General features: G+C 34.1%; 12 protein-coding genes and 1 pseudogene. 10 read left to right on the top strand and 3 right to left on the bottom strand.

All coding sequences use genetic code 11. The features are described from left to right. The first annotated feature begins 95 nt into the window (after positions 1 to 95). Positions 96 to 986, top strand: a complete 891-nt coding sequence (locus ACIQAA_RS17420) for an aminoglycoside phosphotransferase family protein (RefSeq protein ID WP_402621797.1) — start codon at positions 96 to 98, stop codon at positions 984 to 986. Positions 987 to 1294: 308 nt separating this feature from the next. Here the strand turns inward: ACIQAA_RS17420 and ACIQAA_RS17415 are convergent, their stop codons facing one another. After that, positions 1295 to 1978 carry an NAD(P)H-dependent oxidoreductase gene (locus ACIQAA_RS17415; protein WP_402621796.1) on the bottom strand — a complete coding sequence of 228 codons (684 nt, stop codon included), beginning with the start codon at positions 1976 to 1978 and terminating at the stop codon, positions 1295 to 1297. 255 nt (positions 1979 to 2233) lie between these two features. On the opposite strand from ACIQAA_RS17415, the gene ACIQAA_RS17410 reads away from it, so the two are divergent. Beyond that, entirely contained in the window at positions 2234 to 2821 is a 588-nt protein-coding gene (locus tag ACIQAA_RS17410; RefSeq protein ID WP_402621795.1) for a TetR/AcrR family transcriptional regulator, read from the top strand. Positions 2822 to 3643: 822 nt separating this feature from the next. On the opposite strand, the gene ACIQAA_RS17405 is transcribed toward ACIQAA_RS17410, so the two are convergent. Further along, entirely contained in the window at positions 3644 to 3847 is a 204-nt protein-coding gene (locus ACIQAA_RS17405) for a TetR/AcrR family transcriptional regulator (RefSeq protein WP_402621793.1), read from the bottom strand. A gap of 232 nt (positions 3848 to 4079) precedes the next feature. On the opposite strand from ACIQAA_RS17405, the gene ACIQAA_RS17400 reads away from it, so the two are divergent. The 5 genes and pseudogenes from ACIQAA_RS17400 (at position 4080) to ACIQAA_RS17380 (ending at position 8676) form a co-directional block, all read left to right on the top strand. Beyond that, a complete protein-coding gene (locus ACIQAA_RS17400) occupies positions 4080 to 5561 on the top strand; it encodes a spore germination protein (protein WP_402621791.1) in 1482 nt (493 codons plus the stop codon). Further along, the gene (locus tag ACIQAA_RS17395; RefSeq protein WP_402621789.1) at positions 5554 to 6645 is read left to right on the top strand and encodes a Ger(x)C family spore germination protein; all 1092 of its coding nucleotides are present in this window, start codon (positions 5554 to 5556) and stop codon (positions 6643 to 6645) included. The genes ACIQAA_RS17400 and ACIQAA_RS17395 overlap by 8 nt, the downstream gene beginning before the upstream one ends. Further along, positions 6642 to 7730 (top strand): GerAB/ArcD/ProY family transporter, encoded by a 1089-nt coding sequence (locus tag ACIQAA_RS17390; RefSeq protein ID WP_402621788.1) that lies wholly within the window; start codon positions 6642 to 6644, stop codon positions 7728 to 7730. Before ACIQAA_RS17395 ends, ACIQAA_RS17390 begins: the two co-directional genes overlap by 4 nt. A 175-nt stretch (positions 7731 to 7905) precedes the next feature. After that, positions 7906 to 8058: pseudogene (locus ACIQAA_RS17385) on the top strand (NAD(P)H:quinone oxidoreductase, type IV); the annotation flags it as partial. Positions 8059 to 8187: 129 nt separating this feature from the next. Further along, on the top strand, positions 8188 to 8676 hold the full coding sequence (locus ACIQAA_RS17380) for a CBO0543 family protein (RefSeq protein ID WP_402621786.1): 489 nt from the start codon (positions 8188 to 8190) through the stop codon (positions 8674 to 8676). A 715-nt stretch (positions 8677 to 9391) separates the two neighbouring features. Here ACIQAA_RS17380 and ACIQAA_RS17375 read toward each other — a convergent pair. Beyond that, a complete protein-coding gene (locus tag ACIQAA_RS17375) occupies positions 9392 to 9742 on the bottom strand; it encodes a winged helix-turn-helix transcriptional regulator (protein ID WP_402621784.1) in 351 nt (116 codons plus the stop codon). Positions 9743 to 9865: 123 nt separating this feature from the next. On the opposite strand from ACIQAA_RS17375, the gene ACIQAA_RS17370 reads away from it, so the two are divergent. From ACIQAA_RS17370 to ACIQAA_RS17360, 3 genes are all read left to right on the top strand, one after another. Next, on the top strand, positions 9866 to 10492 hold the full coding sequence (locus ACIQAA_RS17370) for a nitroreductase family protein (RefSeq protein WP_402621782.1): 627 nt from the start codon (positions 9866 to 9868) through the stop codon (positions 10490 to 10492). Between the two features lie 340 nt (positions 10493 to 10832). Continuing rightward, positions 10833 to 11249: a VOC family protein gene (locus ACIQAA_RS17365; RefSeq protein ID WP_307309852.1), complete on the top strand. Its 417-nt coding sequence runs from the start codon at positions 10833 to 10835 to the stop codon at positions 11247 to 11249. A 548-nt stretch (positions 11250 to 11797) separates the two neighbouring features. Further along, positions 11798 to 12247 carry a hypothetical protein gene (locus tag ACIQAA_RS17360; protein WP_402621781.1) on the top strand — a complete coding sequence of 150 codons (450 nt, stop codon included), beginning with the start codon at positions 11798 to 11800 and terminating at the stop codon, positions 12245 to 12247. Positions 12248 to 12309 lie beyond the last annotated feature (62 nt).

Raw genomic sequence — 12309 nt, 5'->3', positions numbered from 1 at the left:
TGGAGGATTGCTTTTTCATATAGGATACGGATAAATTGTGTTATTTTTAAAAAAGAATACTTCGAAAAATGTAAGATAAAATAGAAGGTGGAAATATGAGCAGAATGCATGACAATGAATTGGACGTTAATCTAAGTTTTGTTAGAGACCTAATCAATGAGCAGTTCCCTGAATTCTCTATGTTACCGATAACACCAGTGCATTCAGTTGGAACGGTAAATCATGTTTACAGGCTGGGGAAAGAGCTTTATATTCGGCTACCCAGGGTTAAGGAGTGGGCAGATATAGAAAAAGAATGGAGATGGATTCCATATCTAGCTCCCCACTTGACACTTAAGATACCCGAACCTGTTGCTTTAGGTAAACCCAATGCCTCGTACCCTGTGAACTGGGCAGTATACAAATGGATAGAGGGCAATAACTATTCAGATGAGTTAATTCATGATGAAAGAGAAGTTGCAAAGGATTTGGCAGATTTTGTAAATGAGTTGCACTCAATTGATGTGCCAGCTGATGCGCCCAGGGCAGGACGATTACCTTTGTTTGAGTTAAATAAAAGAACATTAGAATGTATTGATGAGGCTGATGATTTGCTGGACAGAGACAGAGTATTAGCGGCATGGGAAGATTCATGTAAAGCTTCTGTTTGGAACGGTCATGCAGCATGGATACATGCTGATTTACTTAGAACAAATCTTTTGGTTCATTCCGGAAGTTTAACTGCTGTCATCGACTTTGGCGGAGTGGGAATTGGAGATCCTGCGTTTGACCTAATACCTGCTTGGAGTATATTCAACTCCAAAGGGCGGAAAGTCTTTCAAAATTCCATCCATACCGACAAGGATACATGGCTTCGTGCCCGAGGGTATGCACTTCACCAGGCAGTACTTATCATTCCATACTATCGAGTAACAAACCCACAATTTGTTACTCTGGCAAAAAGAACGCTGGATGAGATATTGGCGGACCTGGATACAGGAGAATAAAATAATAAAGAAGCTAAAGGGTGCAATAATTCAAGATGTGATCGCTGCGGCGGTCTTTTTTTTTTGTTGTGCTAACGGAGCAGTTTAGTTTAAGTACAATGTTTTATCTTTGTTTAACAATCGGTTCATTTAGTTAAAGAACGAAAAGAACTGTAGATTAATTTCTACAGTTCTCAATAAATGTCTAAAGACAATAAAATTTATACAAACACAGACAAGAATCTTCAAGTTATACATCAGTATTAATGATCATTAAAAATAGCATCTTTTATTTTAAAAAAATTCTCTTTCCAACCTGTCTGAAATCATTAATTAATCCACTGCACAATATCCTTCATTTCTCTTCTTCCTCTAGGGAATAATTTAGAATCATTTGCTCGGTATCCAAATGCGACCATAGCCGAAACAGCTAAGTAACCATCCTCTAGTAAGTTTTCTTCCGCAAGGAGTTTTTCTACCTTATCTATATAAAACCCTTCTATTGGACAAGAGTCAATTCCAAGTAACGCTGCTACAGTCATCATATTGGCAAAGGGAAGAAAAGTTTGTCTTTTAGTCCAATCCAACGCTTTTTGCTCACTTTCTAACACATTTAGTTGGTTTACTTGGAAATTTCTTATACTCTCTATTACTTGATCAGACATTTCAGCTGGGAAACCCGTAACATTAAGCACTTGATTTTTCACATATTCTGAGTCGTACCTTGTATCCTTGCTTGTTCTTGAAAGAATGATAACGAAATGGCTCGCAGTTGGCAGTTGACCTTGTGCACCTGGAGAAATTTCTTTTAGCTTTTCTCTGAATTCCTGATTTTGGACAATGAGGAATTTCCAAGGTTCAAGACCACATGAGCTTGGCGAAAGTCGGGCTGCTTCTAAGATTACATTAAAGTCTTCCTCTGAGATTTTTTTTGTTGGATCAAAAGTTTTTATAGCACGTCTAAAATTAAACGCATCAAGAATTTCTTGTCTGTTTACTACTTTTTGTGTCATGTTCAAACACTTCCTTTTCCTAAAATATTTAAAATGGAGAATCTAACAATTACAGTATGACCCATTCATCCATTTCTATTTCCAACAAAGTTAATGATCGGAATTCCCTTCGCACGATAGAACTTCAACAACATATGTTGTATAATTGATTCTAAAATAGAATTCATCTATTCTCAATCATCAATGTTGGTATTTTATTGCTTACACAACAATTAAAGAAAGATGTTGTTTATGTCTAGAAAGAGAGGTATAAATATGCAAGATACGAAAGTAGATCCTCGTATTATTCGAACAAGAAGACTATTAATGGATGCCTTTTCAAAGTTAACTATTAAAAAAGATTTCAAGGATATTACGATAAAGGACATTACAGATGAAGCAACCGTTAATCGTGCTACTTTTTATTCTCATTTTCAAGATAAATACGACTTAATGGATGCTGGCATTATTACTGAAGATATAATAGAGAACATTGTGGAAAACTTGAGCCATTACGATCAGTTAAATGAAGAGTCTATTATAAATATCTTTGTTACTTTGACTAAGTTTCACACAGACTTAGCTACACAATTAGACACAAAATGTAGAAGAAGTTATGCATCTTTTAGTTCAATAATTGAACAAAAATTAAAAAAAGAATTGGAAAAAGTATTTTATTCTCTCCTTTTAAAGCAACAGTCTAAGCTAGATTTGGAAGCCTTAAAAATTGGTGCCGCTGTGTTAAGTTGGGGAATATACGGGGCCTCAGTGGATTGGAAACATAATAGTTCGTTATCAGCAGAACAATATATTAAAATAGCCTTACCTTTTATAGTAACGGAAATAAATCATTTTAAAGGATGATTATTGACCATGTATTACTCACAATATCAGTGTATCTTAGTAAGCGTTACTAAACAATCGGACGCTTTTCTTTAATAAGAAGGCGTCCTTTTCTAATCAATCAGATTCTGGAGCACTACATTTAAATTGGGGTTATAGAAGAGATTGTGAAGGATTTTACTTAAACTAAACCAGCTAATAGTTTGTCAACATTTTTCAATAAAAAGTTTTATAACCTCATGATACTTAAAATGTTCATAACGATATGAGTACATATTAGCCTCTTATATGATAGGTCTTTATTGGTTAGTACCTTCCTAATTTGAAGTAGGACCTTCCCGTCGTTATCTCTGAAAATCTTTCCACAGATGCCAGAACCCATACCCCGGCTGCTCTTACGGTGCTTTTGACCGTTTCTTCCCGTAAGACATCGGTCTTCCCCCGTTAGGCAAAGGTCGACGCTAAGCAAAACATCCCTCGAACAGTTTCTTTGAGGGGCGTAGATTTCGGGATTGCAGTATTCGTTAAATCCTTCTGGCCTCTGTGTTTGCTCGCCACACAGACTGTTCCGACCTTATCCTCTCTGTGTAGAATAGGCCGCCGTGACTATTACTTCCAAGCAGAACGTAGTTCGTTACCTCCCCACGCATTGGATATGCTAGTCATCCGAATCGGTCAATTGATGACAGGAGACTTTCACTCCATAAGATTGTCAGCCTTGACGGCTGCTCCACCTAACTGTCTACGCTTAAAGACTAAAGTTACCTTTAGCCCTCCAAAACTCGCTACGAGCGAATGGCTAGTTCTTACTCGACGGGAATCCCACCCGCTATATGATACGACCTAGGCTCGGGCGCACAAGCACCAGCACCCGTTAGTGTAAGTACAATTATTCACAACCCCCAGCAATACGTAAATGGTTGATGACGAAACATTGGCTTTCTTGGCGATCTTTGACATTGATGTTTCAGCTAAACCAATCTCATTTATAAGATCTATTGCTGCTTGAAATATACTTTCATTTTTTTTTTCATCTTTATGTCTCATGAAAAAATAATAAACGACCATTTGATTAATGTGAAGTAAGCGAGTATATAAGTTAGAAACTTACAAAAGATAACTTAAAGGTAAATTAATTTAATCATAGTGATTTTTAGAATGAAATATAGGCACTAAGAAAATAAAATAATAAACGACTGTTAGATTAAAATTAAACTATGAATGATATTCTATTTCCCTCAAAAACTAAATTATTATTGCTTTCTTGGGGTGGTTTTATTTGTTTAGAAAACAAAATCATAAGAATAAACTAATAAAAAATATAGATGGATTTTTGATACAAGCATCAAAATCTAGTGATTTCAAAACACTTCATTTAGATAAACCTAATATTGAATTATTCTTCTTCAGCACATTAATCGATGAAGAAACACTTAATCATTTTCTATTACTACCACTGCAAGAGCATTCACCTTTTGAGAACCTAAATGATGTAATTAAGCATATACCAATTAGTGAAATTCTCCTATGTTCAGAAAACCCTGAAGCGGGAGAAAAGATTCGCGAAGGTCACATATTAATTCGGTTAAAAAGTGATAAAACAAATTTTGCTCTTGTTAATGTAAAGAACAGCAAACGTGGGCTTAGAGAAAACAACGATACAGAGAATGAATTTAGTGTTGTGGGACCAAAACTTGGCTTCATTGAAGATATCGAGACGAATATGAAATTATTAAGACACCAATTTTCAGGCTCAAAATTAATATTTGAAGAGTTGACAATTGGTTCCATGACTACCACACGGGTTGTTATTGGATATATAGAAGATATAACAAACTCAGAACATGTAAATACTGTTAGGCAAAGACTACATGACCTGGATCTTGATTTTGTCGAAAGTGCCCTGATAGAACAAACGATCACAGATCATACGAATACCCCTTTTCCTTTATTCTTATCCACAGAAAGAGTAGATAGGGTGGCGTATACCTTACTTTTAGGCCAAGTGATTATTATCTGTGATGGCTCTCCCTATGTCATTACAGGTCCCTCCACTATTTTTGATTTCTTTATCTCTCCAGAGGATTACTACTTACCTTGGATTGTGGGGTCTTTTTTTCGAATCATCCGTTTTTTTGGAGTGTTTTTTTCGATCTTTGCTACACCTTTATATGTCGCCGTTCTCACACATCATTACGTTATTATTCCAAAGGATCTTCTCGGTCCAATCATTGAGTCTCGAGCAAATGTACCATTTCCTCCCTTTTTAGAGGTGATATTTCTAGAAATAACGATTGAATTACTACGTGAGGCTGGGGCCAGATTACCTACTAAGGTAGGTCAAACGTTAGGGATTGTTGGGGGGATCGTTATAGGACAAGCTTCAGTAGAAGCAGCATTGTCAAGCAATGTCCTTCTGATTATTGTTGCACTTTCAGCTTTAGCCTCTTTTACCACGCCCATTTTTAAAATGGCAAATACGATTAGGCTACTAAGATTTCCATTGGTATTATTAGCAGCCGGGTGGGGCGGATTCGGAATAATTGCTGGTTTTACATTGATGCTGGGTCATTTATTGCGATTAAAATCATTTGGCACACCATACTTAGCTCCAATATTCCCTTTTAGAATTACTGACTTCAGGGATAGCCTTATTAGATCTCCATTTCGATATACAACTACAAGACCTAGTTTCTTACGCCCCCAAAAGAAACGTAGGTATCAGGTTAACGAGGGTAAGGATGAATTTGACGATGAATAAAACTAATTTTTATGTGTGCTTTCTGATTATACTTTTGTTATTCCCATCAACAGGATGTACACGCGACAAGGTTATAGATGATATTGTAGTTATCTCTGATATGGGATTTGATTTAGAAGACGGAAAAATTCTTGGAAGCGCAACTTATCCAAGTTATGATGTACCAGGCCATAAGGGACCAGAAGTTGTTCATGGTATTGCTAGTACTAATACCGGTATATTAACTTCTTTTAACAACCAAGCCTCTTCTCCTTTAGAGGCTGGTCAAACAAGGATAATTGTAATAAATGAACGATTAGCTCAAAAAGGAATCGGAGATTTAATTACTACCCTTAAGAGAGACCCTATCATTGGAAGTAATACTTATTTGGTCATATCAAAAGATAAGGCTGATCAGATTTTGTCTGTATCAGTTGATCAAACCCCATTTTATCTATCTAATCTAATAAAGCAGAATGAGGAAAACAACAATACACCTCCAACAAACCTCCATTCAGTTTTTTATCAGTATTACGGAACCGGACAAGATGTCTATATACCTTTTATTAAGATAAACAAGAATAAGTTAGCTGAATTGGATGGATTAGCTATTTTTAAACAGGATAAAATGAAAATGAAAGTTAGCCAAACGGACTCATTATTCTTCAAATTATTAAAAAGTAAAAAGAAAAATGGGAATTTTGAGTTCCCCTATTCAGCTAGCGGTGAAAAAAGGATGTTAGATATTCGAACGGTGAATGGTAAATCAAAATTCACAATAAGTGATCAAACATCCAAACAACCAAAAGTTAATGTTACATTAAGACTGAGTTGCTTAATTAAAGATGCACCTGAAGATATTAACCTGAATGACCCCAAAAGAATGAAATCTATTCAGAACCAAATAGAAAAAAGGGTTTCCCAAAAAACGAAAGATTTAATTATCAGCTTACAGTCCAAAAATACAGACCCCTTTGGTTTTGGAGACTTATTTAGAGGAAGAGATCGAAATTGGAACGAGAAAGAATTTTATAGGATTTATCCCGACATTAAATTCAAAGTTAACGTACATGTTAATTTACTACAATCGGGGGTAGGAAAGTGAATGTCACGAAGATAGATGAAAAATATTTAGTATCAACCTTTTATGTTTTTTTCCTTATCCATGCTTCTCAAACTGGTATTGGTATGTTGAACTTTCAAAGGGTTGTCGCCCAATATACGGAACAAGACGCATGGATATCTGTTATTATTATGGGTTTAAGCACACATCTTATTGTATGGATGATTTATAAGATGTTGTTACCCTCCTATGATATTTTAGCTATTCATGACCTATGTTTGGGTAGAATTCTTGGTAAAGTAATTTCAACTGGTCTCGTATTGTATTTTCTTCTATTGTCTGTTGTGGTAGTTAGAACCTATATAGAAATTATCCAACTTTGGATATTTCCATGGATAAGTACTTGGGAGCTGGGCTTATTTATTGGGTTTATTATTTATTACTTTGTGTCTGGAGGATTTCGTAAATTAACCGGGTTAGCGTTTTTTGGTGTAGTACTGCCAAGTATTTTATTTTTCACTCTTTATTTTCCACTCAGGTATGCACACCTAGATAACCTAATACCAATACTTAATCATTCTTTTATAGATATATTAAAGTCTTCAAAATCAGCAAGCCTAGTATTTGTTGGTTTTGAAACTTTGGTGGTCTATCTTCCTTATATTAAGAATCCCGAAAAATCAAAAAAGTGGGCTCATATCGCTCTTTTATATACAACGCTTTTATATGTAGTAATCACACTCGTTACATTAGTGTACTATAGCCAGGGACAGTTACAGGAGACACTTTGGCCAACAATTTCGATGACAAAAATCATTGTATTACCCTTGATAGAAAGGTTTGAGTATATCTTCATTTTCACTTGGTTTTTAGTGATCCTCCCTACTGTTTGCATTCCGATTTGGTCATGTACACGATTATTAAAGAAAATGTATAAAATGAGACCTAAACTATCTTTACCCTGTCTTATGATATTCATATACATTGTCTTGATCTGTATTGAGAATCGTGCAATGGTAGATACCTTAGGGAATCTAACAAACGAAATAAGTTTTTACTTTGTTTTCCTATACATACCGGCCCTTTTTTTCTTGTTTTCCATAAGAAGAAGACTTACTAACAGATAATTACTACAATACGCTATAAACTTTAAGAAATATCAAAATAAAATTCCACGATGCATAATTTTCAAGGTGGAATACTTTAAATAATATAGTCATTCAAAACTAAGTTTGACCAAAATCCTTATAGGGAACTCCTTAAGGGAATTTACTATTCAAAAGATACTTAATGGATAAACGAGCTGGAGGAAACGCTTATGGAACAAGTGTAACGGTTGACCAGAATAGCAAAATGATTGAAGACTTTTCTGCTTTTCAAGCAACTGTAAAGCACCAAGTAAAACGCACCGTTACAGTTGCGGAATGGAATGGGTATAAGAAAGGAAATATATAAAGGTGAAAAGGCTGCTTAAAAAGGTCGATTTGGCTTTTTTATAAAATTAACCCATTTTAAATAATATCTTAGAGAAAATTTTAAAGGATAGTATTGTAAAAATATTTCCATTACGGAAGGATGTTTTTTATGGAGAAAAAACTGTTAAATTTACTCACATCTTTATGTTTTATTTCTTTACCATTTTTATTTAAAGGATCAAAAATGAGAGAAAATCTCGTAATTTTTTTCTCAAAAGGAGTAATAGCAATTCTTATTGATGCTTATGTTGTTGGAACAAAAAGAGTTGAATATCCAGTTCGTCCTTTTCCTAAAATTTTTAATACGAATATTATTTATGACATATTATTTTTCCCGATTTTAAGCGTTATATGGGTTAAGATTTCATACAATGACAATTTTCGGAAAATATTACTAAAAAGTTTAATATTTAGTGTTCCTATGAGTATTGGCCAATGGTTTATGGAAAAAAATACTGGATTATTTAAATGGAAAAAATGGTCACTTTTCCATACTTTTGCCAGCGTTAATTTTTGTTTTTTTACGATTAGAGGGTTCGTTGGTTTATTAAAAATATTAGATAAGTTTAAAGATAAGCAAAATATAACTGAATATTAAAAGTTGATTCTATGAAAAAAACATATCAGTTAGAAGCATTCTCTGAAGTGTGGCTTTTCCAGGCTTTGGTCAAATTGCTTTTGGAGCCTATTTTGCCACAAAAGTTCTTATGTACGAGTTAACTCCCATGAAAATAAAAAATGGAAAAAGGGCATGAAAAAATACGACAAGTTGAAAATTATAAAATAGAACTTGTTGAAGTTTCAGAAATTGAAAAAAATGTTATAACCAAAAAACACGATTCCCTTTTATGGGTTGGATAAAGTTAAAGCTCCTTAAGATCTATTACAACAATGGAAGGGAATTCGTTCAAGTTTGTGAAGTATTGTACTTAAAGTAACGGGTGCAAGAGTTCAAGATCAAGCTGCTATTTTTGGCGGCTTTTTCTTATTGAAGTAACGGGGCAGGTTAGTTTAATAATCGTCTTTAGCTCTTATTAAACAATCGGGACATTATATTGAATCTGAGGTTTAATAAAAATCCATTTTTTATGCAATATCCAGGTTACATCCGAAACTGAAAACGTTGGTTTATCAACATTATATAGAATCATGCATAAACAATAAAAAACGAACAGATGCCAAACCATTGAACCATATGGGTTTGGCATTTTTAGTAACTTCATATAGTTTTTGATCTGTTTACCTAGTTAATAAGTTATTTCTAATAATTGTCTTTAGAATTATAAGAGGAAATCATTATGTGAAATTTAGGTTTAATTATTATTACAATGAATTTGTTGATCTTTTTCTAAACCTTTTATAATTGCATACTCATTACCCCATTCACACATTGTGTTTAATACTGGTACAAATGATCTTCCTAGATCAGTTAAGCTGTATTCTACTTTTGGGGGTACCACTTTAAATATTTCTCTTCGTACAAGTCCATCTCTTTCTAACTGTTTCAATTGATCTGTTAAGACTTTTTGTGTAATTCCAGGTATTAATTCGTAAAACTCTTTAGTTCTTACGGATTTTTGACTCAAGAAAAAGAGTATTAAACATTTCCATTTCCCACCTGCAATGTCCATAAAAATGTTGATTCCAGTATTATAGTTAACCATGTGCTGTCCCTCCTCAATAGGTACTTAAAAGTGGCTATACCACATTTTTGTGCGTTATTTTCTTACTTATTATTGCTTACTATAATTAAAGGTGCAATAAATAAAAATTTCGGAGTTGATATAATGAGTGTAAAAAATATTTTGGAAAAAAGACGTTCAGTTAGACATTATGATTCCAGTTTTAAAATAAGTTCAGAAATTCTAACCTCATTAATTGAAAGTGCAAGTAAGTCACCTAACGGAAATAATATTCAAGCAACTCGATACTTAATTATTGATGATCCAGACTTAAGAAATTTATTGCTACCTATAGCTTTTAATCAACAACAAGTGGTAGAAGCTTCAACTTTAATTGTTATGTTGGGTGATTATGAAGCCTTTAATAAAGATAATATTATTAAGATACATGAAGAAGGCTTTCAAGCAGGTTTTTTTGATGAATCGCTAAGGGATTACCTAGCGAATGCTGCAATAAAATATTATGAAAATAAATCAAATGAAGATCTAAAGCTAGAATTAACTAGAGATGTAAGTCTTGCATCAATGTCATTAATTTTATTAGCAAATGAAGCTGGTTTTGAAACAATTACTATGTCAGGCTATGATTCTAAGAAATTAAAAGCAATCTTAAATATTTCTGAAAGGTATTTAGATGTTATGCTTTTAGCTATTGGTAAAGGTACTAAAGCAGGTCATAATACCGTAAGGCATATTGTAAATAAGGTAATGTATAGAAACAAAATAATTTAGTGTTCTAATAGTATCTGATTATGTAAAATATGCAGACAAAGAAATATGTTATTCTTATTCCGTAATCGGGCGCAAGAGTTAAAGATGGGGACTGCCGCAGTAGTCCTTTTTCTTCTTGTGCTAAAGAAGCAGGATAGTTGAATAAAAACTGTTGCCTAATTTGGTAGGACTGGAACAATATACGTATTCTAAGCACAGAATAATTACAAAAATTTTTTCTAACGATTACCGTTTTAATTACGTTAATCGTTTACAATAAGTATATGAACATCAACTAGGAATCGACCCCTATTTTAAGAGTATAGTTACTTACTCAACATTAAGGAGGAAATCGATTATTATGAGCGACATAGTGACATTACGAGGACTTTCCACAGTCAGTTTTTGGGCAGCTGATCTAGCAGGGGCAAAAAAGTGGTACGCCGAGCTATTGGGTATTGATCCATACTTCGAACGTCCAGGATATGCCGAGTTTCGCCTCGGTGATTACCAGCACGAGCTGGGATTGATTGATAGCCGTTACGCGCCAGATGGTTCAGTGACTAGTCCGGCTGGTGTTGTCGTGTACTGGCACGTCGACGATGTGACATCTACTTTCAAGAAGCTGCTATCAATGGGAGCAAAAGAGTACGAAGCACCTACAGAGCGAGGTGAGGGGTTCATCACTGCTTCCGTTATCGATCCCTTTGGGAACATCCTAGGTATTATGTATAATCAGCACTATTTAGATGTTCTGAGCTTGACCAGAAAAGCCTGAACCATGCCTTCAGCATTCGGCATCTTGGTATTCACTAGCTTCAAATGCATCATTGCTTTTATTAGAATTTACATAAATTAAAGGGTGCAAGAGTTGAAGATGGGGTGCTGCGGCATCCTTTTTTTCTTGTTCCACTAACGGGCAGGTTAATAAAAAAAGCTTTTTGGGTATTTTTGGTATGGTAAAATGTTTTATATAAGGGGGAATTTTAATGGACTTGTTTTTTATTTCAAATATGTTAAGAAATATAATTTCGACATTTTTTGAGAATGGTATTTGGGTAGTAGGCTTTTTTTACTTGTTAATTAAGATATTCGGGGATAATAAAACTCTTAAAAACTTTTCGAAATACGTTATTGTAGTTGTTTTAGGGTTATTATTTATTCATTCAGTAGTAGTAAGTATATAGTTATTCAGAAAGATTGTGAAATAATATACTTAAAGTAACGGGTGCAAGAGTTTAACAAGGGGTTGCTCCAGCAGTTCCTTTCCTTATAAGCAACGGTGGCGTTTAGTTGAACAAGGACGTATAGAAAGGAGAAATACTAATGACTCAATATATTTATATTGCTTCACCCAGGAGATTATCTAAAGGTTCATTTGGGTTAAATCCCGTGTCTCCTGGACAACCAAATGTCTTTAAAACTGAATTGGATGCAACACATTTATATTTTGAAAATAATTATGATAGCAAATCGAAAAGAAGGTTTTCATATAGTCCACACTTCTCATTAAATCATCAAGTAGCAGCTTATTCTAATTCAATCCCATTAAAACATGAAGTGAAAGGAAATGCGATAGAAAACAAATGTTTAGCTTTATTATATTCTTATCTAGAAGAAGCCCTTCAAACTGGTGGTGTTGTAGAGTATTTTACTAGTTGGAACGGTGAGGAAGAGTTACCTATTACTAAGAAGCGAAGCATTCGTTGGAAAGACATAAAAACACCTTATGACCTTGTTCTAGATGACCGTGAGTTTTGGGAAATTACATTGTAGACTTCAATATAAATGCTTGTTATGGATGGCTAATGGGTGCTTTAATAAAAAAGAATAAAAAG

The organism is Neobacillus sp. NPDC093182 (genome assembly GCF_044754045.1).
This window is presented reverse-complemented; position numbering and strand designations above follow the sequence as displayed.